At 35.9% G+C, this 26,996-nt stretch carries 20 protein-coding genes and 1 other RNA gene; 9 read left to right on the top strand and 12 right to left on the bottom strand.

Annotated elements, in window-relative coordinates; genetic code table 11:
* Window positions 1-15: 15 nt before the first annotated feature.
* Window positions 16-810 carry a peptide chain release factor N(5)-glutamine methyltransferase gene (gene prmC / locus AC5YGD_RS06935; RefSeq protein WP_496141237.1) on the top strand — a complete coding sequence of 265 codons (795 nt, stop codon included), beginning with the start codon at window positions 16-18 and terminating at the stop codon, window positions 808-810.
* Here prmC and AC5YGD_RS06940 read toward each other — a convergent pair.
* Window positions 802-1,749: an EamA family transporter gene (locus AC5YGD_RS06940; protein ID WP_496141238.1), complete on the bottom strand. Its 948-nt coding sequence runs from the start codon at window positions 1,747-1,749 to the stop codon at window positions 802-804. The two genes, prmC and AC5YGD_RS06940, sit on opposite strands and share 9 nt — an antisense overlap.
* A gap of 256 nt (window positions 1,750-2,005) precedes the next feature.
* Between AC5YGD_RS06940 and AC5YGD_RS06945 the strand changes: the two genes are divergently transcribed.
* Window positions 2,006-3,199 carry a cystathionine gamma-synthase family protein gene (locus AC5YGD_RS06945; RefSeq protein ID WP_496141239.1) on the top strand — a complete coding sequence of 398 codons (1,194 nt, stop codon included), beginning with the start codon at window positions 2,006-2,008 and terminating at the stop codon, window positions 3,197-3,199.
* An 18-nt stretch (window positions 3,200-3,217) separates the two neighbouring features.
* Window positions 3,218-4,396: a M24 family metallopeptidase gene (locus AC5YGD_RS06950; RefSeq protein WP_496141240.1), complete on the top strand. Its 1,179-nt coding sequence runs from the start codon at window positions 3,218-3,220 to the stop codon at window positions 4,394-4,396.
* On the opposite strand, the gene AC5YGD_RS06955 is transcribed toward AC5YGD_RS06950, so the two are convergent.
* The 5 genes from AC5YGD_RS06955 to AC5YGD_RS06975 form a co-directional block, all read right to left on the bottom strand.
* Entirely contained in the window at window positions 4,389-4,892 is a 504-nt protein-coding gene (locus tag AC5YGD_RS06955) for an Lrp/AsnC family transcriptional regulator (RefSeq protein WP_271558748.1), read from the bottom strand. The two genes, AC5YGD_RS06950 and AC5YGD_RS06955, sit on opposite strands and share 8 nt — an antisense overlap.
* Before the next feature lie 109 nt (window positions 4,893-5,001).
* A complete protein-coding gene (locus AC5YGD_RS06960; RefSeq protein ID WP_496141241.1) occupies window positions 5,002-5,733 on the bottom strand; it encodes an aspartate racemase/maleate isomerase family protein in 732 nt (243 codons plus the stop codon).
* A 6-nt stretch (window positions 5,734-5,739) separates the two neighbouring features.
* Window positions 5,740-6,069 carry a DMT family transporter gene (locus tag AC5YGD_RS06965; protein WP_416694719.1) on the bottom strand — a complete coding sequence of 110 codons (330 nt, stop codon included), beginning with the start codon at window positions 6,067-6,069 and terminating at the stop codon, window positions 5,740-5,742.
* A gap of 70 nt (window positions 6,070-6,139) precedes the next feature.
* An RNA gene (gene rnpB, locus AC5YGD_RS06970) (RNase P RNA component class A) lies at window positions 6,140-6,491 on the bottom strand.
* Between the two features lie 65 nt (window positions 6,492-6,556).
* Window positions 6,557-8,053: a FumA C-terminus/TtdB family hydratase beta subunit gene (locus tag AC5YGD_RS06975; protein ID WP_496141242.1), complete on the bottom strand. Its 1,497-nt coding sequence runs from the start codon at window positions 8,051-8,053 to the stop codon at window positions 6,557-6,559.
* A gap of 92 nt (window positions 8,054-8,145) precedes the next feature.
* Between AC5YGD_RS06975 and AC5YGD_RS06980 the strand changes: the two genes are divergently transcribed.
* Genes AC5YGD_RS06980 through mrdA form a run of 4 tightly spaced genes read left to right on the top strand, consistent with a single transcriptional unit; the run spans window position 8,146 to window position 12,332 of the window.
* Entirely contained in the window at window positions 8,146-9,177 is a 1,032-nt protein-coding gene (locus tag AC5YGD_RS06980) for a rod shape-determining protein MreB (RefSeq protein WP_496141243.1), read from the top strand.
* A 25-nt stretch (window positions 9,178-9,202) separates the two neighbouring features.
* Complete coding sequence (gene mreC / locus AC5YGD_RS06985) at window positions 9,203-10,006, top strand: rod shape-determining protein MreC (RefSeq protein WP_496141244.1); 804 nt, start codon at window positions 9,203-9,205, stop codon at window positions 10,004-10,006.
* A complete protein-coding gene (mreD, locus tag AC5YGD_RS06990; RefSeq protein WP_496141245.1) occupies window positions 9,999-10,466 on the top strand; it encodes a rod shape-determining protein MreD in 468 nt (155 codons plus the stop codon). Before mreC ends, mreD begins: the two co-directional genes overlap by 8 nt.
* A 12-nt stretch (window positions 10,467-10,478) precedes the next feature.
* Window positions 10,479-12,332 carry a penicillin-binding protein 2 gene (mrdA, locus tag AC5YGD_RS06995; protein WP_496141246.1) on the top strand — a complete coding sequence of 618 codons (1,854 nt, stop codon included), beginning with the start codon at window positions 10,479-10,481 and terminating at the stop codon, window positions 12,330-12,332.
* Window positions 12,333-12,343: 11 nt separating this feature from the next.
* On the opposite strand, the gene tgt is transcribed toward mrdA, so the two are convergent.
* From tgt to recA, 3 genes are read right to left on the bottom strand one after another with little or no spacing between them, the layout of a single operon-like run.
* Window positions 12,344-13,444: a tRNA guanosine(34) transglycosylase Tgt gene (tgt, locus tag AC5YGD_RS07000; RefSeq protein WP_496141247.1), complete on the bottom strand. Its 1,101-nt coding sequence runs from the start codon at window positions 13,442-13,444 to the stop codon at window positions 12,344-12,346.
* A 33-nt stretch (window positions 13,445-13,477) separates the two neighbouring features.
* Window positions 13,478-13,906 carry a RecX family transcriptional regulator gene (locus AC5YGD_RS07005; RefSeq protein ID WP_496141248.1) on the bottom strand — a complete coding sequence of 143 codons (429 nt, stop codon included), beginning with the start codon at window positions 13,904-13,906 and terminating at the stop codon, window positions 13,478-13,480.
* Window positions 13,881-14,930, bottom strand: coding sequence for a recombinase RecA (gene recA / locus AC5YGD_RS07010; protein WP_496141249.1), 1,050 nt, complete (start codon window positions 14,928-14,930; stop codon window positions 13,881-13,883). Before recA ends, AC5YGD_RS07005 begins: the two co-directional genes overlap by 26 nt.
* Window positions 14,931-14,948: 18 nt before the next feature.
* On the opposite strand from recA, the gene ribD reads away from it, so the two are divergent.
* Window positions 14,949-16,022 carry a bifunctional diaminohydroxyphosphoribosylaminopyrimidine deaminase/5-amino-6-(5-phosphoribosylamino)uracil reductase RibD gene (gene ribD, locus AC5YGD_RS07015; protein ID WP_496141250.1) on the top strand — a complete coding sequence of 358 codons (1,074 nt, stop codon included), beginning with the start codon at window positions 14,949-14,951 and terminating at the stop codon, window positions 16,020-16,022.
* On the top strand, window positions 16,019-17,212 hold the full coding sequence (gene coaBC, locus AC5YGD_RS07020; protein ID WP_496141251.1) for a bifunctional phosphopantothenoylcysteine decarboxylase/phosphopantothenate--cysteine ligase CoaBC: 1,194 nt from the start codon (window positions 16,019-16,021) through the stop codon (window positions 17,210-17,212). Before ribD ends, coaBC begins: the two co-directional genes overlap by 4 nt.
* 442 nt (window positions 17,213-17,654) lie before the next feature.
* Here coaBC and dnaE read toward each other — a convergent pair whose 3' ends face one another.
* From dnaE to rpoC, 3 genes are all read right to left on the bottom strand, one after another.
* Window positions 17,655-21,065 (bottom strand): DNA polymerase III subunit alpha, encoded by a 3,411-nt coding sequence (dnaE, locus tag AC5YGD_RS07025; protein WP_496141252.1) that lies wholly within the window; start codon window positions 21,063-21,065, stop codon window positions 17,655-17,657.
* 118 nt (window positions 21,066-21,183) lie between these two features.
* Window positions 21,184-22,638, bottom strand: coding sequence for an anthranilate synthase component I (gene trpE / locus AC5YGD_RS07030; protein WP_496141253.1), 1,455 nt, complete (start codon window positions 22,636-22,638; stop codon window positions 21,184-21,186).
* Between the two features lie 158 nt (window positions 22,639-22,796).
* Entirely contained in the window at window positions 22,797-26,984 is a 4,188-nt protein-coding gene (gene rpoC / locus AC5YGD_RS07035; protein WP_496141254.1) for a DNA-directed RNA polymerase subunit beta', read from the bottom strand.
* Window positions 26,985-26,996 lie beyond the last annotated feature (12 nt).

Below are 26,996 nucleotides of genomic sequence, written 5' to 3' on the forward strand. Positions count from 1 at the left end.
ACCTAAATTTACTCCATGTCTATAAGAAAATCGACTAAAGACTATCTTAAGATCGATGTCAAAGATATATTAAAACTCTTATGTTTAGCACTTGAACAAACTAAAGAGCAGTTGTTTTCAAATCTGGATTATGAGCTAAATAATGCAGAACTTAAAACACTCGATAGTTTAATTAAGCAAAGAAGTAATGGCAAGCCTTTTGCCTATCTCAAAGGCACTCAAGGATTTTATGATCTTGATTTTATAGTCTCACCTGCAACTTTAATTCCAAGACCCGAAACAGAACTATTAATCGACATTGCACTTGATACGTTTGATAAAAATAAAAAAATAACCTTACTAGACCTAGGAACTGGAAGCGGCATAATAGCCATAACTCTTTCTGAAAAGCGTCCAAAATGGAAGATTTCAGCCACTGATCTGTCGATTGATGCGCTGAATATTGCCAAACTCAATTCAACTAAATATGTTGATTTTTATTGTGGCAGTTGGTTTGACCCATTACCTCTTTCAAAATTTGATTTAATTGTCAGTAACCCGCCGTATATTAATGAGCATGACCCTCACTTAGAAGATTTAAAATATGAACCTATTGAAGCCTTAGTCTCAGGTGATGATGGGCTTAATGACATCAGAGAAATCATCACCAAATCAGCAGAATTTCTTAACATTGGTGGATATTTACTGCTGGAGCATGGATATGACCAAAAGGATAGAATTATTAAGTTGCTAGAAGAGTCTTTTACAAATATCAAAACATTTAAAGATCTCAATAAGCTCGACAGGGCAATCCTTGCAGAACTAAGGTAACTCAAAAAATTCTGCTTTTTTCTTTGAAGACTTTTGTTGAGCTAATATAACCCCAGAAATAACGATTAAAGCTCCAAATGCTTGATGCCATATCCAGCTATCACCAAGAAGAAACAGCATAAACATGACGTAGAATGGAACAGCATTTAAATGAAATGACGCCAAACCAATTCCGAGTTGACTAACAGCCTTTATCCAGAAAATTTGAGAAATTCCCAACCCAAGCCAAGCGTAAATAAGCACTAAGCCTAAATGCTCAATAGTAATAATTGACGTAGCATTAGTTAAATCAAAAAATACACTACAGACAAAATATAAGACTATTGATAGCCCCGCCATACCAAAAGATGTGACTGCTGTTTGACCTAAGTTAGTCATGCCAGGAAGGCTTTTGACTGTTGCTCTGGAGCCCCATGCAAATAATGCAACTCCAATAATTCCTATGAGAGCAGCTATGCCAACATTATCCTCTCTTAGTGAGGCGCCTGAAGCAATATAGCCACCAAATAATACTAGAACGACACCAAAGAAAAACCATAATGTCATTTTACGTCCATCAAGTAGCATCTCCAAACTCACAGCAAAAACTGGCATTGTGGCTACAGCTAGTGCTGCGATTACTGGTGTTGTTAATGATTGAAGCATAAGGATTAAAAAAGCCCCAATTCCAAATCCTGATAAGCCTATTAAAAAACCCTTTAACCATTTAGCAGATTTGACTTTTTGTATTCCTTCAATAAATAACCAAATTATAAAAATTAAAATAAAGGAAAAAACATTTCGAGCTGTGATTACGCTAACAACATCCCAGTCCTTTAATAAATATTCAGCAGCAGGAAAGCCCGTTGCAAAAAGAAGTATGGAAAACACACAAAGAAAGTTAGACTTAACAATTGTTGATTTGTTGTCAGTTGACTCTTTTGAGGTAGATATACTCATAGTTTTAAAGAGTTGAATGTGGTGTATTGCAGACTCGCAATATATCAGAAACTATTAATTTAGCAATATTTATTTACTGCTCTAAGTTTATTGAAATCTCGATCAATATGAAAATTCAAGATTGTCAAAAGCATCGAAGTGGATGTATAATAATTTTTATCAAGATAAAGGCTTATTAAGCGCTGCCTTGAAAATAGGATTTAAGTGATTTATTATCATTTTTTTTTATACTCAACGCAACTATAAGAGGTTACTTATGCTTGAAAAAAAACACATCGGTCAATCCACTCAAAGTATTTGGGGTGGAGAGCAAGAGCACGAACTATATGAGCGCTCAACTCAAGTACCAGTCGTTCACAGCGTTTCATTTGCCTACGAAGATATTGATACTTGGCATAAAGTTGCCCTAGGTGAAGCTGAAGGCCATATATACTCTCGAAATACAAACCCAACAGTCCGCGCTTTTGAGGATAAAGTAAAAGAACTTGAAGGTGCTGAAGCGGCAACTAGCTTTTCCTCGGGGATGGCGGCAATTAGTAATACCTTAGCCACCTTTTTAAAGCCTGGCGACCGCCTTGTTTCAATCAAGGATAGTTATGGGGGCACAAATGTCATTTTTAATGAATTTTTACCGCCACTTAATATTGATGTTAGTCTTTGTGAAACGGGTAATTATGAGCAAATAGAAAGTGAAATTGCTAAAGGCTGCAAGGTGTTATATTTAGAAACGCCAACCAATCCAACCATTAAAATTACAGATATCAAACGCTTAAGTGCGGCAGCTAAAAAAGTAGGTGCACTAGTCGTTGTTGATAACACATTTGCAACTCCAATCAATCAAAGACCGCTTGAGCTTGGTGCTGATATTACTCTGCATTCAGCCTCTAAATATTTAGGGGGTCACGCAGATGCTCTTGGAGGGATAATTTGTGGCAATCAAGACCTAGTTAAGAAAATTTATCATTACCGTGAAATAAATGGCGCTACCCTTGCTCCAATGGATGCCTATAGCCTCTTAAGAGGTATGAAAACATTAAAGCTTCGAGTTGAAAGACAAAATGAAAGCGCTATGTTAATTGCAACGTATTTACAAAATCATCCTTTGGTTGAACAGGTTAATTACCCTGGATTGGAATCTCATCCTGGGCATGAGATAGCTAAAGAACAAATGAATGATGGATACGGCGGAATGTTAAGTTTTTCTGTTAAAGGTGGTCTAGATTCAATTAAGAAATTTTTACCAAAACTTAACTATGCTCATATGGCGGCTAATTTGGGATGCGTTGAAACGGTAGTTGGTCCTCCATTAACGACAAGTCATGTAGAGTGTAGCGCAGAAGAGCGAAAGGCTGCTGGAATACCTGAAGGCTTAGTCAGATACTCAACTGGAATTGAGGATGTAGAGGATTTGATTGCTGATTTAGAGAAGGCATTTAAAGAAATTTCTTAAGAATTTTAGGAGAATACAATGAAACAAGAAAGAAGAAGATTTTCTCAAGAGGAGTACCTTGATAGACAATTAAAGACACGCAAATCAATGAATGCTTTAAACGTAGAAGTTTTAATTGTTTACGACCCTGCTAATATGTTCTGGTTAACGGGTTATGATGGCTGGTCATTTTATGTTCATCAATGCGTTGTAATTACAACAGATGGTAGTCTTTTTTGGTATGGCAGAGGGATTGATGCAAAAGGGGCAGAACTTACTACAGACCTTGAGTTAAATAATATCCTCTCATATCCAGATGATTATGTGATGAGCCCCGAGAGACATCCAATGGAGTTCCTTGCCAATATCCTAAAAGAGAAAGGTCTGCATACTAAAAGAATTGGTCTAGAAAAAGACAACTATTATTTCTCTGCCAGAGCCGCAGAGTCATTATATAGCTCACTTCCTGCAGCAACTTTCAGTGATCAGACAGGGTTAGTTAACTGGCAAAGAGCCGTTAAATCTGAAACTGAGATTACTTACATGAAACGTGCAGGTAAGGTTATCGAAGGAGTTTATGAAAGGGTTATGCAGGTGGCAGAACCTGGAATGAAGAAAAATGACTTGGTTGCTGAAATATATCACGCAGGCGTTCAAGGACACCAAGGGCATTATGGAGACTATGCCTCATTCGTTCCTCTTATTGGCGCAGGAGAAGAAGCGGCGGCCTGTCATATGACATGGAATGATGAGCCACTAAAAAATAATGAAGGTATGTTTTTAGAGCTTGGAGGAGCGTACGCAAGATATCACTGCCCTTGCTCAAGAACTTTATTTTTAGGAATGCCCCCTCAGCAGTACTTAGACATTGAAAAGGTTATTAATGAATGCATTATAAATGCTATCGAGATGTTCAAGCCGGGCAATACCTGCGCTCAGATTTCAGACAACTTTACAGCGACTCTGAAAAAATATGGCTATGAAAAAAATAACCGATGTGGCTACCCTATTGGTTGCAGTTACCCACCTGACTGGGGCGAGCGCACAATGAGTCTTCGAGGAACTGATCAGACAGTTTTAGAAGAAAACATGACATTTCATTTTATGCCCGCGATCTGGTTTGATAACTGGGGTTTTGAAATGACTGAGAGTATTCGTGTTGGAAGTAATGGCGGTGAATGCCTATCTAATGTTCCCAGGAAACTATTAGTTAAGTAAGGTTTCTCTTCACTAAGTCTGACTTTTTGATTAAGCCTTCAGGAATAACATCAGTATCTTTAATTTTATTCAAGACTGCATAACTGAAATAACGCCTCATGCCAATATCTGCCTTTAAGACTCTCTTAATGAATTCTTGGTAACCAGTAACGTCTTTAACAAGGACTTTTAATATGTAGTCTAGGCCTCCGCCCACAGACCAACATGAGAGTACTTCATCAAAGCCCAGTATAGCTTCTTCAAATCGTGCAAACTGGCCTTGCTTATGACTCTCAAGTTCAACCTCAGTAATTACTAGATGAAAATTGTCTAAAAATGAAGAGGACAGTCTTGCGCCGTAGCTTTCAATAATTCCAGCTTCCTCTAATCTTTGAAGTCGATCCCAGGAAGGGGTAAGTGATAAATTAAGTTTTTCTGCAAGAGCAGTTTTAGTTATTCTTCCTTCTTTCTGAAGAATAACCAGTATTTGAATGTCTCTTTCATCAAGCTTATGCATGGAACTATTATGACTCTAAATGGTATTTAATTTACCAAAAAAATTCACTTCTGTGTGAATTTATGATATTAATCAGTACTTTACAGACCTTAGAGATGCTTTAGTCTAGCTAAGTATGACTACCTATAATTTGAGAAATTTGATCAAAAGTAGCCTGGTTTGAAGTAAAAACTGGTTTACCAATAGCCGCTTCAATTTCAGAAATTATTTCTGCTGATCTCATTGCTGTACACGATATAAAAATCGCATCCGCATCCTCATGAATTGCTGCTTTTGCTGCTGCAATGATTTCATCGGCAGGGAGCATAGCAACATCTCTATCATCATCCATATCCATATGCATTGAAGACACCATTTCAACACCATTGAGCTCTAAATAACCCCTCAAAAGAGAGGAAACTTCTTCACTGTAAGGTGTTAAAACGCTGATTTTTTTAAAGCCTCGCGCCTTAAAATTTGCAACAACCGCTTGAGAGGTAGAAAGAACTTTTGCAGTTGGCTTACTTTCATGAATTGCTGACTCTATTGCCTCATCGCCAACTATGGATGATGAAGAGGTGCAATTAAATACAACTAGATCGAGATCATAATTAGGAAGTATTAGTGCTGCAGCTTCAGTCAAATCATCACCAATTGCCGCTAAAGACTCTGGGGTCATAGGGTTTGCAAAATGAATTCGGTTGAAATAAAAGTCATAGTCTGGTTTTTGCTCTGTGTACATTCTTACAAAGTCACGCTCAAAGGTAAAATCTGTATTTAAAACTATCAGTCCTACTGATGGCCTATCCCTTCTCTCGCTCAAAACGTCAGATACTTGATATTTTTTTGATTCTATAGTCATAATAAATTAATGTTTAATTGATGTTGAGAATAGGTGCATCACAACCACACCTGAAATAATTAACGCCATACCAATAAATGATGCAAGATCTGGCATCTCCTTATAAATAATTGCCCCAGAACATGCAACCAAAACAATACCTAAACCAGACCAAACAGCATACACCACGCCTAACGGCAATTCTCTTAAAGCAAGAGTCATTAGCCAAAAAGAAATAAGGTAGAAGATAACCAAAAATGTGGTTGGTACGAGTCTAGTGAACTCTTCTGTAGCCTTTAAAAGCGTTGTTCCAGCTACTTCAGCTACAATAGCAAGCGCTAAGTAAACGTACGTCATAAAGATTAAATTGACTGTAAAAATCACAGTATAACCTTAAGAAATAAACTTTACAAGAACTATAAAAAATAATTGAAGTTGGCCTATAAGCCGGGTTCTGTATGACCAAAGTCATGATAGTCATTCATCTACGATACTTGTCACCAAGCATCTTTAGCACTCTACCCGAAGACAACGCGAGCAGCGCCAATGCCTTCCTATTTGAGCTTGCTCCAAGTGGGGTTTACCATGCCACACTTATCACTAAGTACGCGGTGAGCTCTTACCTCACCATTTCACCCTTACCTATCGAAACAGGCGGTTTATTTTCTGCTGCACTTTCCGTCGCATCACTGCGCCTAGCCGTTAACTAGCACTTTACTCTTTGGAGCCCGGACTTTCCTCCTAGTGCAATTGCACTCGGCGACCATCCGGCCAACTTCAAGAAAAAATTATACGCTAGGAATGTTCTATTTAAAGGCGCACTATGGCCAACTAAAAACTTTATCTAACTCTGAAAAGCTAAAGGGATATTGTTTAGCACATTATGGATATTTTCACCATCAGTATCAACTGCAACAGTTACTGGCATATCTTTAACTTCAAGTTCATAGATCGCCTCCATTCCCATCTCTTCAAAGGCTAAAACTTTTGCCTTCTTAATGGACTTAGAAATCAAGTAAGCAGCGCCGCCAACAGCAATCAAATAACTTGCCTTATGTTTTTTAATACTTTTAATAGTTGATTCGCCGCGCTCAGCCTTACCAATCATGCCCAAAATTCCTGTGTTCTCTAGCATCATGTCAGTAAATTTATCCATCCTACTCGCAGTTGTTGGACCTGCTGGACCTATCACTTCATTACCCACAGCATCTACTGGTCCAACATAATATATAAATTTGTTATCAAAATTAACGCCTTTAGGAAGTCCCTCGCCGCTATCAATCATTGATTTAAGGCGCTTATGGGCAGCATCCCTTCCAGTAATAATTGTTCCAGATAGTAGCAGTGTATCACCAATATTCCAATGCTCCATTTGAGACTGATTTAGATTATTTAAATCAACTTTTGTATACTTAGAAACGTCCATCTCTAAATCTGGATAGAGACTTAAATCAACCTCAGGGAGTTCAGCAACTCCCGATCCATCTAGAGTAAAGTGGACATGCCTCGTAGCCGCGCAGTTTGGGATCATTGCAACTGGCAGTGAAGCTGCATGCGTTGGATAGTCTTGAATCTTAACGTCCAGAACCGTTGTTAAGCCGCCCAATCCCTGAGCGCCAATACCGAGCTCATTGATCTTATTAAATAAATCAATTCTTAGCGCTTCTATTTCAGTGGGATCACTTTTATCTTTAATTTGATTGATATCAATTGGATCCATGAGCGCTGATTTAGCCATTAGCATGGCTTTTTCAGCAGTTCCGCCAACTCCAATACCTATCATTCCTGGAGGGCACCAACCCGCACCCATCGTTGGAATTGTTTTCAGAACCCAGTCCGTCAGATTATCATCAGGATTTAAAACTGTAAACTTTGATTTGTTTTCAGAGCCACCTCCTTTTGCAGCAACCGTAATATCTAATTTATTTCCTTTAACTAACTTGGTGTGGATAACTGCAGGAGTATTGTCTTGAGTATTTTTTCTACTAAATAATGGATCACTAACGATTGAAGCCCTTAAGCGGTTATCAGGCTCATTGTAGGCCCTCCTTACTCCTTCATTGATCATCTCTTCGAGGGTAAGCTTAGACTCCCACTGAATGTCCATTCCAACTTCAACAAAAACATTAACAATCCCAGTGTCTTGACAAATTGGCCTCTTACCCAGAGCGCACATCTTAGAGTTAATTAAAATCTGAGATATCGCATTTTTTGCACTTTGATTGGCCTCTCTTTCATAAGCCGAAACCATTGCACTAATAAAATCAGGTGAATGATAATAAGAAATATACTGCAATGCAGAATGAATACTCTGTACTAAATGGTCTTGTTTAATTATCATATTTATTTGGATTCACCTATTGTCTAGTATATTAAAGCAAGATATATTATAATCTCTTTTCATTTTAATCATTTTTTTGCTAGGATTCCCTTATGTTCAATTTATTCAACGGCCAAAATCTATCAATCGATCTTGGAACAGCCAATACACTTATTTATATGGACGGTAAAGTAGTCCTCAATGAGCCTTCAGTTGTTGCATTAAGGCATGAAAAAGGTGCTTTAGAGTCAACAGTCATAGCTGTAGGTCAAGAAGCAAAAAATATGCTTGGAAGAACTCCTGGCTCAATTGAAGCTATTAGACCAATGAAAGATGGTGTAATTGCTGACTTTAAGGTCACTGAAAAAATGCTTCAATACTTTATGAAAAAAGTTTTAAAAGCAGGCTTTTTCTCCCCAAGTCCTAAGGTATTAATTTGTGTCCCATGCGGCGCCACTCAAGTTGAAAGGCGCGCGATCAAAGAAAGTGCTGTAGGCGCTGGAGCAAGAGACGTTTACCTTATTGAGGAGCCAATGGCGGCAGCGCTTGGCGCTGGAATGGCCATTGAAGAGGCTTCAGGTGCAATGGTTCTTGATATTGGCGGTGGAACCTCTGAGATTGCCATACTATCTTTAAATGGAATTGTTTATTCTGACTCCCTTAGAGTTGGAGGAGATGTTTTTGATGACACTATTGTTAAATTTGTAAGAAGGGTCCACGGCATTATTATCGGCGAGGCAACTGCTGAGCAAATTAAAGAAGAAGTTGGAAGTGCTTTTGAATCAAAAATTATACGAAAAAACGAGTTCAGAGGACGCGCAGTTTCTACTGGTCTTCCTGTTGCTTTTGAAGTCACTAATTCTGAGATATTAGAAGCTTTGAGTGAGCCTCTTGGAATGATAATCAGTGCACTAAGAACTGCACTTGAGCAAACGCCTCCTGAATTATCTTCAGATATTGCACAAAATGGCCTAGTTATTACTGGTGGTGGTGCACTTTTAGAGGGACTTGATAAGCTAATTCATAATCAAACAAACTTGCCTGTTAGTATTGCAGATGATCCACTTACCTGTGTCGCAAGAGGCGGAGGAATTGCCCTAGAAATGATTAATCAGCATGATATGGGATTTTTAGCTGCTGAGTGAAAAAAAATAAGTCGAGGAATTAATAATGCGGCTTGTCAAACTTTTCGTACCAGTACTTCTTTCAATTATCTTAATTGTATTAGATACTCGCTTTTCTTATTTAGATAATTTTAAAAAATTCACCTTAACTCTTCTTAGCCCAATTTATGTAATTGTTGATTTACCCAGCCAAGTCATTAATTGGGTCAACGATAAGGGTGCTGATAATGAGATTCTAATTGGTGAAAATGATTATCTAAAAAGTCAATTAATTGAACTTAAAGCAAGACTTCAGACGTTCAATAATCTAGCTTTAGAAAATCAAAAAATTTCAGAGCTTTTAGATTCAAGCTATGAAATACCAAATCATGATGTTTTGCTTGCAAGTGTTAAGTCAATCTCACAGTCCAGACTGTCCAAAAAAATAGTTATTGATAAGGGTTCAAATGATCAAGTATCTTTATCTCAACTTATTATTGGCTCAGACGGCGTTGTGGGTCAAGTTTCGCAAGTTACTCCTATGTTCTCAACGGTTCGTCTTCTAACCGACCCCACCCAATTTATGCCCGTTAAAAATTCAAGAAATGGAATTCGAGGTATCTCCAAAGGAGTGGCATCACATGAAGAAGGCATGATAGTTGAGTATGTACCATTAGATTCAGATGTTAAAGTTGGAGATTTATTCCTTACTAGCGGAATTGGTAATTCATACCCATCTGGCTATCTTGTGGGAAGGGTCACTTCAATTGATGATTCTTTAGATGCTTCATTCTTATCTATTACGCTTCAGCCGTCTCAAAATATGAATAAATTAGAAATGGTCCTTATTATTAAAGGAAAAAATGACTAATTCTAATCACTTCTTTCTTCTAGTTAAAATATCTATTATTGCATTCATTACTGGTGCAATTTCACTGCCGTTTTCTCTAGAGCTTGCCTCTCCTTTTTGGTTATTACCTTTTTTTAGCTACTGGGTTATTTATTCAAATGGCAAGAATATTTTTGCTTCTGCATTTATTCTTGGAATATTACTTGATATTATTGAGGGAGGAACTCTAGGTCAAAACGCTGTTGCCCTAGTACTTAGCTCTGCTTTTATTTTAAATGTAAAAAAATCTTTTTTTGTTTCAAATTTAACGACTCAACAAGTTTATGTTTTTTTAGGATCTATAATTTATTTGATTATATTTTTATTGGTTCAGCAATTAACTCAAGGCCTAAATTTTGAGTGGCTAATATTACTTTCTCCATTTACTAGTGCAATATTATGGCCCTTAATTCGATACTTATTAGCAAAGCTTAAACAATAATTATTTAAAGATATGGAAAAAATTGGAAATATTAAGCGCGAAAAAGTAGTATTCAAATCAAGAGTAATTTTTTCCGCAATCATAATGCTTTTGATAACTCTGATCTTAATAATAAAACTCTTTAATCTTCAAGTAACTAAGCATGATTACTATTTAGAAGAAGCGCTTGGTAATCAAATGCAAAATCTTCCTATAACACCAATTAGAGGTGATATTCTAGATCGAAATGGGAAAATATTAGCCACTAATGAATTTTCATACATATTGACGATCACTCCAGAAAAAGTAACTAATTTAAACAAAACATTGATAGGATTAGAAATAAGTGATTTAATTACTTATGACGATATTAAAAAATTTAATAAAAAATTAAGTCGTTTTAAAAAATTTCATAACATACCCTTAAAATTTAATCTCTCCGAGTCATCCGTTGCTTCATTTTTAGTAGAAAACCAACTCCCTGGTGTTGAGGTTGAGCCGTATTTTCATCGAGTTTATCCTTATGGAGAATCGAGTGCTCATCTCATTGGATACGTCTCTTCAATGAGTAAAGCAGAAAAAGGTATTTATGATAAAAAAAATTATAATGGTACAAATTTTGTTGGCAAAACAGGTATTGAAAAACAATATGAGAAGCTACTTCATGGGCAATCTGGTATTAAACAAATTGAGCGAAATGTAGCTGGCCGAATTGTGGATACCAAAATTATAACGCCCTCTATCGCTGGCCAAGACATCTACTTAAATATTGATATAGACCTACAACTTAAAGCTGAATCACTTCTCGGAGATAGTAGAGGTGTTATCGCACTTATAAATGTTAAAGATGGGTCAATACTCAGTTTAGTCAGCACCCCTTCATATAATCCAAATTGGTTTGTTAATGGAATTTCAGTCGAAAAATATAATGAACTCAGTAGTAACGAAGACTTACCACTTTTTGATAGAAGCATTAAAGGACTATACCCTCCTGGATCGACTATCAAGCCAATGGTTGCTCTTGCTGGTTTAGAGCTTAATAATATAACTATTAAAGATAGTACCTTTTGTCCTGGATACTACAAATTAAATAATTACTCTAGAAAGTTTAATGACTGGAAACGAACTGGTCATGGGAAAGTAGATGTAATTGAGGCTATAGCTCAATCATGTGATGTATTTTTCTATGATTTAGCTTTCAATATGGGTATTGATCAAATTCATGATAGCCTTTCATATTTTCAATTTGGCAAAAAAACAGGAATTGACTTACCAGGAGAACTTGGCGGTATCCTTCCCTCTAGAGAGTGGAAAAAGATTAATAAGGACGAGCCTTGGTATAGAGGAGAAACTCTTATAACAGGAATTGGCCAAGGTTTTATGACTACAAGCCCTCTTCAACTCGCTTTAGCAACAGCAGCTATAGCAAACAAAGGTCAGTTATTAATACCTCAAGTAATGATGCATTCTCAATCAAAAAATGGTGATTTATTTGAAGAACAAAACCTAAAATCAAATCAAATACCTATAAAGGATATCAATAATTGGGAATTAATTATTGAAGCAATGAAACAAACAGTATATGGTAAATTTGGGACAGCCAAAAGACTTAACAATAAGCTTAAATATAGCCTAGCGGGTAAAACTGGAACCGCACAGGTTTTTGGTCTTGACCCAGAAGAAGAATACATTGCTGAAAATATTGAAGAAAAATTAAGGGATCATGCTCTATTTACTGGATTTGCACCTATAGAAGACCCTCAAGTGGCAATTGCTATTATTGTTGAAAATGCAGGAAGTGGTAGCTCAAAAGCAGCACCTTTGGCAAGAGAGCTTTTAGACGAATACTTTATTAAAAATCCAGTTGAACTAAATACACTAAATTAGATTAAATCTCATTATAGCTTTTCAGCATAGAATTTTTTTCTAAAGTCAGAAAATGTATTACTCTTGATTGCCACTCTAATTGACTTCATCAAATACTGATAGTAGAAAAGATTATGAAGGGTGTTTAGGCGGGATCCTAGAATTTCATTTGATTTTTGTAAGTGGTGAAGATATGCCCTTGAATAATTTTGACAAGTTGAGCAATGACAATTAGGATCTAGAGGGCTAATATCTTTCTTATATTTTGCATTGCGAATTTTTACAACGCCCTCTGAAGTAAATAAGTACCCATTTCTTGCATTACGAGATGGCATTACGCAGTCGAACATATCAACTCCAGCTGCGACACCTTCAACTAGGTCTGAAGGAGTTCCAACACCCATAAGATACCTTGGCTTGTTAGAAGGCATATGATCAGGTAAGTAGCTGAGAACCTCCATCATTTCTTCTTTTGGCTCTCCAACCGACAAACCGCCAATAGCATAACCATCAAAATTCATCTCAACTAACGACTCAGCTGAATGAAGACGAAGCTCTTTATGCATTCCTCCCTGAATAATTCCAAAAAGAGCATTCTTATTGTTGAGTCTTTTATGCTCTTCTAAAGATCTTTTAGCCCATCGAAGTGAAAGCTGCATAGATTGATCAACAACATTTTTTTCAGAGGGATAAGCAGTACAATCATCAAATATCATAACAATATCTGAACCTAATTTATACTGAATTTGCATAGATTCCTCGGGACCCATAAAGATTGCTGATCCATCCTTTGGTGATCTGAATTTAACGCCTTGCTCAGTTATTTTCCGCATCTTACCCAAGCTAAAGACTTGGAACCCACCAGAATCAGTTAGAATTGGGCCCGGCCAACTCATAAAATCATGGAGATCACCATGAGCCTCAATCACATCAGTTGTAGGTGTTATTGATAAATGAAATGTATTCCCTAGGATAATTTCAGCGCCTAAATTCCTCACCTCGTCAACAGTCATTGCCTTAACTGTTCCGTATGTTCCAACAGGCATAAAAGCTGGGGTATTAACCTCACCACGCTCAAAAGTGAGCTTACCTAATCGAGCTTTATTATCTGTATTTTTAAGTTCAAATTTCATAGTAGGGTTATAAAAAATATTTGTTTTTTAGCTTTATTGGAATGCTTGATTTATTTCATCAAACCCAAAACCTCTTGATTGTAAAAAACGTTTTTGCTTAGACTTTTCTTTATAGTCTAAAAATTTGCTATCTCCAAATTTTTTATACTTAACGTCTTTTGCAAGCTCAAACCAATTAAATAAAGTTAAATCAAACTCAGTAATACCTCTTGATTTAAGCTCCATAGAAATTTTTATAGGCCCTTTGCCTTGATTAAAGCGCATAAGTATAAAAGCTTCAGAAAACCTTTCATCGCTCTGGTATTTTTGCTCAGCTAATAAAGAGATGCTGTCATTAATGACAGCATCATCAAAATCTTTAAGATTTAATTTTTGTCTTAATTCTAATTTGGAGTGCTCTCGCCTCATTAACATCTTTAAAGCGGCTGCGTAGCATTTACTCTGCTGACTCTGTTTCGTCATTATCGTTCTTTACAGGCTGTATTTCGTCATTATCCTTACTCATTAATTTCTCACGAATTTTAGCCTCAAGCATTTGACTCATTTTAGTATTCTCTTTTAAGAAGTCGCGAGAATTATCCTTACCTTGACCAATTCTTTCACCTTCAACACTATACCAAGCTCCTGCCTTTTCAACAAAACCATGCTCAACTCCTAAATCAATTATCTCACTCTCCCTAGAGATGCCTTGATTATATAAAATTTGAAACTCAGCCTTTTTAAATGGAGGAGCTACCTTATTTTTGAGAACCTTAACACGCGTCTCATTACCAAGAATTTCATCACCTTTTTTAATAGCTCCAATTCTTCGAATATCAAGTCTTACGGAGGCATAAAACTTAAGAGCATTTCCACCAGTTGTAGTTTCAGGGTTACCAAACATCACACCAATCTTCATTCTAAGTTGATTAATAAAGATTACCATGGTATTAGTTCGCTTTATATTGGATGTAAGCTTTCTTAATGCCTGAGACATTAGCCTAGCTTGTAAGCCCATATGCGAAGCACCCATTTCGCCTTCAATTTCAGCTTTAGGAGTTAACGCAGCAACTGAGTCAATAACAACAATATCAACACCTCCGGAGCGAACTAGCATATCTGTAATTTCTAAAGCTTGCTCACCAGTATCAGGTTGGGAAATTAGAAGGTCGTCTGTATTTACGCCCAATTTTCTAGCATAAGAGGGATCTAGAGCATGTTCTGCATCAATAAATGCCGCTGTTCCACCCAATTTTTGCATTTCGGCAATAACATGAAGAGTCATAGTTGTTTTTCCTGAAGACTCAGGACCATAAATTTCAACAACTCTACCTCGAGGTAAGCCACCAATTCCTAAAGCAATATCAAGGCTTAAACTTCCCGTTGATACAGCTTCAATATCACTTCTCGCCTCTTCATCACCCAAAAACATAACAGACCCTTTTCCGTACTGTTTTTCAATTTGTCCAAGTGCTACTTGTAGTGCTTGTTTTTTCTTTTCATCCACTCCGTTCTCCCGCGTAAAATGATAATAAATTTATATGCAATTATTATAATGGCTTTCACTCATCAAGATACAGAATGTATGGCTCTTGCACTAAAACTTTCTCAGTTTGGTCGCAAAGCTGTTGGTGCAAATCCAATGGTGGGATGTGTGATTTCTCGTGATGATAAAATTATTGCTCAAGACTACCATCGCCTATATGGAGAGGGCCATGCAGAGGTGAATGCCTTAGAAAAAATTAATTACAAAGGTGGAAATACTAACGTATATATTACTCTTGAACCATGTACTCATTTTGGTAAGACGCCGCCTTGTGCTGACGCACTAATTAGGGCTGGAGTTAAGAAAGTATTTATTGCAATGCTTGACCCAAATCCATTAGTTTCTGGAAGTGGAGTTAGGGCGCTTCAAGATAATGGGATCGAGGTTGAAGTTGGGCTATTTGAAGTGGAAGCTAATGAAATTAATCGCGGTTTTGTCAAAAGAATGACAAGTGGTTTGCCTTTTGTAACATCAAAAATTGCAATGAGCCTTGATGGAAGAACAGCAATGAAAAATGGGGAGAGCAAATGGATTACTTCTAAAGCTTCTCGAGAGGATGTACAAATGCTGCGAAGCTTAAATCAGGCCATTTTGACAGGCTCAGGCACAATCAAAAGCGATAACCCGATGATGACTATTAGGACTGAGAGTGCAGATTCAAACCCACTTCGTGTTGTTATTGACAGTAATAATATTATTACTGATAAATCTCTTAACATTTTTTCATCTGATGCTGAAACTCTCATTTTAAATAACAATAATTCAGAAATGCTTGCTAATGGTAAATTAGATCTTAAATCTGCGCTTATAAAACTAGGAGCAATGGGTATTAATAATTTACTTTTAGAAGCTGGCAGCGGTCTTAATGGCGCTATGACTGAAGCTGGGCTAATTGATGAGTTTATTATCTACACTGCTCCATTAATACTTGGAAGTGATGCCAATCCGATGATAGAAATTCCTTTAAAAAAAATGTCTGACAAAATTAAACTTAATATTATTGAGGTTAGTCAAATAGATTGTGATATTAAAATTAGAGCCACTATCAAATGAATAACTTGACAAATAAAAGGATTATATTAGGAGTTAGTGGCTCGATTGCTGCCTATAAATCACCTGACATTGTTAGAAGGTTGCAAGATTTAGGTGCAGAAATTAGAGTCATTATTACTAGTGGAGGCAGAGAGTTTGTTAGTGAACTATCACTTCAAACGGTTTCAAAAAATAAAGTTCATGACAACCTCTGGGATAAAGAAGCAGAACTAGCAATGGGCCACATTGAACTCGCAAAATGGGCTGATGCAGTAATCATTGCTCCAGCATCAGCAAATACCATAGCCAGACTTTGTCATGGCAAGGCTGATGACCTTCTATCAACAGTAATTCTTGCAACGAATGCTTCTATACTAATTGCCCCGTCAATGAATCAACAAATGTTTGCATCAAAAGCAATTAAGGAAAATCTCAAGATACTTAATAATAGAGGCGTGATAACAATAGATCCAGGATTTGGAGAGCAAGCTTGTGGAGATGTGGGTGAGGGAAGACTTGCAGAGCCAGAAGAAATTGCAAGACAAGTAGCAACTATATTTTCAAATAGCGCTCTTAGTGGAAAAAAAGTTCTAATAACAATAGGGGGGACTATAGAAGCAATTGATCCAGTTAGGTATATATCAAATCATAGTAGTGGAAAAATGGGGATGGCGCTAGCAAATGCATGCATCCAAGCTGGAGCAGAAACTACACTGATAGTTGGATCAATATCAGTTGAAGTGGAAAAAAGAGCTACAGTAACTTACATAACAAGTGCTAATGAAATGTACGATGAAGTAATGAAAAAAATAAAAACTCAAGATTTATTTATAAGCTGTGCTGCAGTTGCAGATTTCAGGCCCACAAAAATAAGTCATAATAAGATTAAAAAAGATGGGAATTTAGCAGTAATTGAGCTTACAAAAAATAAAGATATTTTAGAAAGTGTTTGTAAGCTTAGAAATAAACCTATCTGCATTGGATTTGCAGCTGAAACTGAAAATTTTCTTGCCAATGCAAAAGCTAAATTAAAGAACAAGAGGTGTGATGCAATTATTTTAAATGACATTTCAAGTAGTGAAATTGGGCTAAACTCAGATGAGAATGAAGTTCACTTTATATCGCAAGAAAAAACTGAGAAAATAGATAGAAGTAGTAAGCAAATTATTGCAGAAAAGATAATAAAAAAAGTTACAAAATATTTTTTCTAAACGCCGTAAATGCTTATAAATCAAGGGTTAATCGACTTACCCACAATACTGTGGATAACTCTGTTAATATCTCAAAATTCAGACTTAAATTAAGCGTTAGACTAACAATTTCTATGGTTTTGGTTAATAAATAATCATATCAATTTTTTTGTTATAAATCAATGACTTATATTTATATAAATTTACGAATTTATTTCTACTTCAGAAGGCAAACTACTAAATTATCAATTCGCGGATAACTTTTTTAGTTTTGCCCTTATAGACTGGGGTTTAAAGGCTAAATTGGTGAAATTAAATCCCTATTAATGCTCGATAATAAAAGGTTAATTTTCGGGTTAAACTAAATTAAATAATGCTTATAAAACTTCCAATAAATTTAACGTAGTTAAAGGCCTTAATATAGCTCTTTAAGCCACTAATTGAAGGTAATTTTGTATTTTATTTAATATTGAATTTGATATTTTTGATGACCAAATTTTTTCTCAATTAAATCTAAAAAGTCTCGATTTAATGAAACATCAAATTCTTTAGGAAGAGGGATTCTTCCAGATGAATTAGTCGACTGATACTCAATAATTACTGGACACTTTCCTGGATATTCTTTCAATAATGCACACAGCTCTAGGTACTCATTTTTGTTCTCTTTTGTTAGTTTAATTTTGAGATATTTAGCATATTTTATTTGAACTCTATCCACTGGATCTATCCGATCCACAACTATCTGCCATTGTTCTCTAAAATCTTTATTTACCTTTCCTGAAACTACTACTACTTCATCTAATAATATATATTCGCTATTTTCAGCAAGTTTTTGTGAGAAGACCGCTGCATTTATTCTTCTCTCTCCATCTTCAAGTGTCAGGCTAGCCATTTGGCCTCGTCGTGTATTTCTATAGACAATGTCAGAGATTAATGAAAGAATCCTCACTTCACGATTATTTCTGAATACTAAATCTTTCGGGAGCGTACAAACTATTGATTTCAAATCTGATTTATACCAATCCGTAGGGTGGCGTTCTAAATAGTATCCCATTACATTTTTTTCAAATTTCATCACATTTTTAAAAGACATAAACTCTCCTTTTATGTAATTTTTTTCATACTCAGTATGGCTATCCACTTCTGTAAAAAGGCTGTTTTGTCCTTTTGATGAATCACTTTGACTCTGCTCTGCTTGCCTCACTGCTCTTGGATACGTCGCAATTAATGTTGCCCTTTTAATATCAAATAAATCAAATGCTCCACTGTATATAAGAGCTTCTATAGCTCTGCGATTTAAGAATTTTTTTTCTATTCGAAAACATAAATCAAAAATATCAGAGTATTCTCCATTTTTCTCTCTCTCTAAAACTATCTCCTTTACAAGAGCCTCACCAACACCTTTAATAGCACCTAGTCCATATACAATTGTTTTATTATCAGTAATACTAAACTCATATTCAGATTGGTTAATATCAGGCGCTATAACTATAACTCCGTTTTTCTTAGACTCTCCAACTGTAAACGCAACTCGATCAGTATCGTCCATAACACCTGATAAAACAGCCGCCATAAATGGAGCTGGATAATGTGCCTTTAGCCAAGCTGTTTGATATGAAATATAAGCGTAAGCAACTGAGTGAGATTTGTTAAACCCGTAACCTGAAAACTTATCAATAAGATCAAAAATTTCATTTGCCTTACTCTCATTAATACTTTTTTCAGCTGCTCCCTTTACAAATACTTCACGCTGCTCTGCCATTTCTTCAACTTTTTTCTTACCCATTGCGCGACGTAAAATATCTGCGCCACCTAATGAGTAACCAGCCATAACTTGAGCAGATTTCATTACTTGCTCTTGGTATAAAAATACCCCATTTGTTGGCTTTAAAATTTCCTCTAACATCTCATGTGGATATCTTACTTTTGCGCCATGTTTTACCTGGATATAATCATCTACCATACCTGCATCCAGTGGGCCTGGTCTATAAAGTGCCAGCATAGCAACAATATCTTCAAAAGAGTCAGGTTTAAGCTTTTTTAAATAGCCGCGCATACCATCTGATTCAAGCTGAAAGACTCCAGTAGTATCGCAATCTTGAAGTAACTTAAATACTTTTGGGTCGTCAAGCTTAAGCTTATCAATATCAATCAAACCTTCACTTAAGCCCTTTTTGGCTATGATTTTTACCGCTTTATCTATTACTGTTAGGTTTGATAATCCCAAAAAGTCAAATTTAACAAGTCCTACAGCCTCAACATCATCTTTATCAAACTGTGACACAACAACATCTGATTCATCAGATCCTTTATAAATTGGGCAGAAATCACTAATTTTACTTGGCGCAATAACCACTCCACCAGCATGGGTGCCGACATTTCTAATAAGTCCCTCTAGATCCTGAGATAAATCAATCAGCGTTGAAACACTTTCTTCAGAATCATATCTTGCTTTCAATTCATTAGAGTCTTCTAAAGCCTTACCTAATGTCATTTTTAATTCATTTGGTATCATTTTAGAGATCTGGTCACTAAAACCATAAGGATGCCCTAACACCCTTCCTACATCTCTTACCACGCCCTTAGCCGCCATGGTTCCATAAGTAATGATCTGTGACACTTTCTCTGAGCCATACTTGTTAGAAACATAGGCAATAACTTCATCACGACGATCTGTACAAAAATCAATATCAAAATCTGGCATAGAGATTCGCTCTGGATTCAAAAAACGCTCAAATAAAAGATCATGCTGAATAGGATCAACATTTGTAATAGAAAGTGCCCAAGCGACAAGAGAGCCAGCACCTGAACCTCTACCTGGGCCAACTGGAATTCCATTTTCTTTTGCCCACCTTATGAAATCGGAGACAATTAAAAAATAGCCTGGAAAATCCATTTCAAGAATTACTGATAATTCAAAATTAAGCCTTTCAAAATAACTCTTTTGATTTACATTAAGGTCTTTAAGTCTTACTTGGAGACCTTTATTTGATTCTTCACTAAAAAATTCAGCTATAGACTTTCCTTTTGGTGTTGGAAAAGCTGGAAGGTAATTCTTTTCGAATAATTTAAAGTGTAAGTTGCATCTTTTGGCTACTTCAGAAGCATTTTCTATTAACTGAGGATAGTCTTTAAATAATTCAGACATTTCATCAGGAGTCTTTAGATATTGACTATCACTAAAAAATTTTAAACGCCTGGAATCATCAAGCAGCCCTCCCTCAGCTATGCAGATTCTAGCTTCGTGGGCATCAAAATCAGTTTTACTAATAAACTGCACATCATTAGTAGCAACCACTGGAATGTCTAACTTCAATCCTAATTCAATAGTAAGATTAAGAAGATTTTCATCTGAATGTCTATCAGTTCTTTGTGCCGATATATAATATCGGTCTTTAAAAATAGCTTGCCAGTGTTTAGCTTTAGAATGAGCAAGTTCCAACTCATTTGTCAAAAGAAATTGAGATATGTCTGAGCTTATTGGAGTTGCAATCATAAGCAAGCCCTCTTGGTGAGAAATTAATTGTTCTTCTGTAACACTAACAATTGAAATTCCTTGCTCATTTAAGTAAGCCTTTGAAATAAGCTCTGAAAGATTTAAATAGCCCTCATGGTTTTGACAAAGTAAGAGAACATCATAATGGCCTAAATCAAAATCTATAGATACTTTTGCACCAATAATAGGCTTTATACCAGCACTAGTTGCTTTTTGATAAAATTTAATCGCAGAAAAAAGACTCATATCATCAGTCAGAGCAATGCTATTCATACCCGCTTCTTTAACACTTTCTATTAGTTTTGAAACGCGAACTAAGCTATTCTTTACAGAATACTCACTTTGACATTGAAGATGAACAAAATCCACAGAACTCATTAATCCGAAAAAAAATATGAAATTTACTGATCTATTTTACAAACAATTTCAATACTAACTTTTAGCTTTTTAAAATTAGTATTGAAATTTAATTATAAAAAATAAACTAATTTAAAGGTTAGATATTTTGAGCAGCCTTAATTAGTGCTTGTGCTTTATCCATAGTTTCTTGCCACTCCATTTCAGGTAAAGAATCATATACAATTCCTGCTCCAGCTTGGATATATAGTCTCTGGTTTTTAACAACAGCAGTCCGAATAGCAATTGCTAGGTCCATTCCACCATGCCAGGATAAATTGCCAATAGCGCCAGAATAAATATTACGCTTTAAATCTTCAACTTCATCAATAATCTCCATTGCTCTTACTTTTGGTGCACCGCTTAATGTACCTGCTGGAAAAGTAGCCTTCAATACATCAATTGAACTCATATTTTCTTTTAACTCACACTCCACATTTGAAACAATATGCATAACATGTGAATAGCGCTCTATAAACATTTTATCTGTGAGAGTAACGCTTCCTGTTTTAGCAATTCTGCCTAAATCATTCCTGCCAAGATCAATTAGCATTAAATGCTCGGCAATTTCTTTTTCATCTGACAAGAGATCTTTCTCTAGATCAAGGTCCTCTTGCTCTGTTTTTCCTCTTGCCCGAGTTCCTGCTATAGGCCTTATAGTTGCAATATTATTGTTATCGACTCGAGTTAATATTTCAGGAGATGAGCCGACTATTGCAAAGTCATTTAAATTGAGAAAATACATATATGGAGAAGGATTAAGTATTCTTAATTGTCGATATAAGTCAACAGGATTTGATTTAAAAGAACAGCTTAATCGCTGTGAAGGTACAACTTGCATAACATCACCAGCTTTAATGTATTTTTGAACTTTTTCAACTGCACTTATATAATTTTCCCTTCCAAAACTTGACACAAAATCTTCTGCCTTTATATTTTCAGAAGGAATAGATGACTGTTCAAATGATTTGTTAATATTTGCTTCAATTAAGCTAAGCCTTGCTAGCCCATCTTCAAATTTTTCTTCATTAGGATTGACATGAGTAATTATGTGCACCTTACTACTTAAATTATCAACTACAAGAAGATCATTTGAAACCATTAATAAAATATCTGGAACATTTAGTTCGTCAGTTTTATCTATATGCGCCAGCTTTGGCTCTATGTAACGAACTATTTCATACCCAAAGTAACCAACTAAACCACCATTAAAATCTGGAAGGCTGGCTAACTGTGGAACTTTAAATTGCTTTTGGTATTCTTCAATCCACGCTAGTGGATCCTCTACTGAGATCTCTTCAGCTAACTTTCCATTTCTTTCAACTTGAACCTGATAGTTATTTACTTTAATTACTGTTTCAGCAGCCAACCCAATAAAAGAATATCGCCCCCACTTTTCTCCACCTTGAACAGATTCTAAAAAATAGCTATAGGGATTATTGGCAAGCTTAAGATATAAAGCTAAAGGCGTTAATGTATCAACAACAACCTCCCTAGAAAGAGGGATGTGATTAAAGCCTTTCTTAATAAGACGATTGAAATGTGACTTTTGCATGGGTATATTTTATCATTACCCAGATTGTTAATCCTTAAGATTATTTATCCTTCAGATGACTTCTAGAATCATGAGATGTAGCACTATTTTTATAAATAAAAAAGGCATTCCATTTTAGTAAACTAAATTGAAATACCTTTATTTTAAACTAAGCCTTATTACTCTTCAGCTTCAGCTTCAACTTCACTCAACTGAGTAGATAGTTCTTGCTCAGCTTCATTGGTTTGCATAAAAGAAGCATCTATGCGCTTCCTTCTCTTTTCCTGATGGTGCTTAAAGCCTGTTCCTGCAGGAATAAGTCGGCCTACAATTACATTTTCTTTAAGTCCTCTAAGATCATCTACTCTTCCTGTTATTGAAGCTTCAGTAAGAACCCTTGTAGTCTCTTGGAAAGAGGCAGCAGAGATAAACGACTCTGTAGACAATGATGCTTTTGTAATACCCATTAATAATCTTTGGAATACAATCTCATCTTTCTTTTGAGCCTTTAACTGTTTATTTTTCTCTACAACATGAACAAACTCAGCAGTTTCACCATTCACATAATGAGAGTCTCCATTATCAATAATTTCAACTTTTCTAAGCATTTGCTTAACAACTACTTCAATATGCTTGTCAGAAATCTTAACTCCCTGAAGCCTATAAACGTTTTGAACCTCTCTAACCATATAGTTAGCCAAAGCTTCAACACCTAACAAGCGAAGAATATCATGAGGATTATAAGGTCCATCTGAAATCACATCACCTTTTTCAACAGTTTCGCCATCAAACACATTTATTGACCTCCAATGATGAATCATCATTTCAGTTACCTCACCTTCAGGGCCCGTAATAAGCATACGAACCTTTGATTTTGTAGGACTTCCAAAACTGATAACACCCAAAGTTTCAGCTAGAATAGCATGATCTTTAGCTTTACGAGCTTCAAATAAATCAGCAACTCGCGGTAACCCACCAGTAATATCACTTGTCTTTGAAACAGCTTTAGGAATCTTAGCGAGTATTTCACCTGCTGTAATAAGCTGACCGTCCTCTAAATTTATTTTGACTCCTGATGGTAAATAATGCGTCGACAATATAGATTTTTTATCCTTTTTATCAACTAATTGAAGCATTGGCTTCATATCTTTTGCTGCCGAAGTTCTTTCTGCCTCTTCAATTATTTCAAAAAAGATTAAACCAGTCAATGGATCTGAATTTTTTATAACTGTTAATCCTTCAACAAAATCGATGAATGAAACTCTTCCAGAATTTTCAGCTATGATTGGATGTGTATGTGGGTCCCAATCAGCAATCTTATCTTTAGCTTTAACTTTACCGCCATCTTTAAAGTGAACTATAGCACCATAAGGCAACTTATAACGCTCTTTTACTTGGCCTAATTCATTTCTAATTGAGGCTTCAGAAGATCTTGATACAACAACAAAATCACCATTAGCATTTTTAATAGACTTCATATTTTCAAAATGAACAATACCATTAGTATTAATATTAATACTATTAACAGCCGTAGATGAGCTTGCAGCTCCACCAATATGGAAAGTACGCATTGTTAGCTGAGTTCCTGGCTCACCAATTGATTGAGCAGCAATAACACCAACAGCTTCACCCACTCCAATCTTATGACCTCTTGCCATATCATTTCCATAACAAGATGCACAAACACCATATGATAATTCACATGTAATTGCCGAACGTACTTTAATGAACTCAATACCCAGTTCATTGATCTTATCTGAATCATCTAGTGTAATTAAATGATCTTTTTCTAAAAATACTTCTTTTGTATTTGGCAGCAATATGTCATCGGAGACAACCCGACCGAGTACTGCAGTTCCTAGAGTTTGAACAACATTTCCCCCATCAATAACTGATTTCATAACCAAACCATTTTTAGTTCCACAATCTTCTTCAGTTACCACTAAATCTTGGCCTACATCAACAAGTCTTCGAGTTAAATAGCCTGAGTTAGCCGTTTTTAGTGCCGTATCAGCCAAACCTTTTCTTGCTCCATGAGTAGAAATAAAGTACTGCATATTATTAAGACCTTCACGGAAGTTACTTGTAATTGGAGTCTCAATAATTGATCCATCTGGCTTTGCCATTAGACCACGCATTCCTGCTAACTGACGTATTTGTGCAGGAGAGCCTCGAGCACCTGAATCTGCCATCATATAGATTGAATTAAATGATGGTTTCTTTTCTGTATTTCCTTCAGCATCAGTTATATCTTCATAACCTACTTTGTCCATCATTGCTTTAGCAACTTCTTCTGAGGTTCTTGACCAAATATCAATAACCTTGTTATAGCGCTCACCATTTGTAACAACACCAGAAGCAAATTGCTGCTGAACATCTTTTACTTGAGCAGAAGCCTTTTCAATCATCTCAGCTTTTTCACTAGGAATAATCATGTCATTTGAACAAAATGATATACCAGATTTAGTTGAATATTCAAAACCCATATACATCATTTGATCAGCAAAAATTACAGTCTCCTTAAGCTCCTGAGATCTGTAACAGACATGAATTAAATTAGAAACTACTTTTTTAGTTAATGCCTCATTAATTAAATCAAATGACAAGCCTTTAGGTAGAATTCTAGAAAAAATAGCTCTACCGATTGTAGTATTAACTATACGAGTATTTGTAGATTTAAAGCCAGACTCTGCTTTTTCATAATCCTGCACTCTTAATTTAATTTTTGCATGCAGACTTACAAGTTTAGCATCATAGGCAGAAAGCGCCTCATTGGTATTGGCAAAGATCATCCCTTCACCCTGTTGATTAACCATTTCTCTAGTCATATAGTAAAGACCTAAGATTACATCTTGAGATGGAATAATAATTGGGTCGCCACTAGCCAAATGAAGAATATTGTTTGATGCCAACATTAGAGTTCTTGCCTCTAATTGAGCTTCCTCAGAGAGAGGAACGTGCACAGCCATCTGATCACCATCAAAGTCTGCATTAAATGCAGTACATACTAGAGGATGAAGTTGAATTGCCTTGCCTTCAATTAGAAGCGGCTCAAATGCTTGAATGCCAAGCCTATGAAGAGTAGGTGCACGGTTTAATAAAACTGGATGCTGATGAACAACTCTTTCCAAGATATCCCAAACTTCAGGAATTTCACTTTCAACCATTTTTTTTGCAGCTTTTATAGTAGAAGCTAAACCATTTGCTTGAAGGCGATTATAAATAAAGGGCTTAAAAAGCTCTAATGCCATTTTTTTAGGCAATCCACACTGATGAAGCTTTAAATATGGACCACAAACAATAACTGAACGTCCAGAATAGTCAACTCGTTTTCCAAGTAAGTTTTGACGGAATCGTCCTTGCTTACCTTTTATCATATCCGCAATTGACTTAAGAGGGCGTCTATTATTGCCCATAACAGCACGTCCACGACGCCCATTATCAATTAGTGAGTCGACAGCTTCTTGAAGCATACGTTTTTCATTTCTAACAATAATTTCTGGCGCATCAAGTTCTAACAACCTTCCAAGACGATTATTTCTATTAATTACTCTGCGATATAAGTCATTTAAATCAGATGTTGCAAACCGGCCTCCATCTAAAGGAACCAAAGGCCTTAAATCTGGCGGCAGAATAGGAAGCACATTTAAAACCATCCACTCAGGTTTATTTCCAGACTTTATTAATGAATCAACTAGCTTAAGTCGTTTATTGATTTTCTTAAGTTTAGTTTGTGATTTAGTATTTAGAGCATCTTCTCTCAAATTTGCAGCTTCTTTTTCAAGTTGCATCTCTGCAAGAACATCCTGCATAGCTTCTGCGCCCATCTTAGCAACAAACTCATCATCTCCATACTGGTCTAAAGCATCAAAATACATCTCTTCCGTAAGGAGTTGCTTTTTGATTAAAGGCGTACTACCAGGATCAGTAACTAAAAATGCTTCAAAATAAAGAACTCTTTCAATATCTTTTAAGGTCATATCCATAAGCAACCCTAATCTAGATGGGAGTGACTTCAAATACCAAATATGTGCTACAGGAGCAGCAAGTTCTATATGACCCATTCTTTCCCGTCTTACTTTAGAAAGAGTAACTTCAACACCACATTTTTCACAAACCACATTTCTAAATTTCATGCGTTTATATTTACCACATAAGCACTCAAAGTCTTTCATTGGGCCAAAAATCTTAGCACAAAATAACCCTTCTCTTTCAGGTTTGAAAGTTCTATAGTTAATAGTTTCAGGTTTTTTTACTTCACCAAATGACCATGAACGAATTTTCTCAGGAGAAGCTAAACCAACTCTTATTGCATCAAAATCTTGTTCTTTATTTTGCTGTTTTAAAATTTGTAATAAATCTTTCAAGTGATTCTCCTA

This window comes from Candidatus Pseudothioglobus sp. uisw_070, from assembly GCF_059512545.2.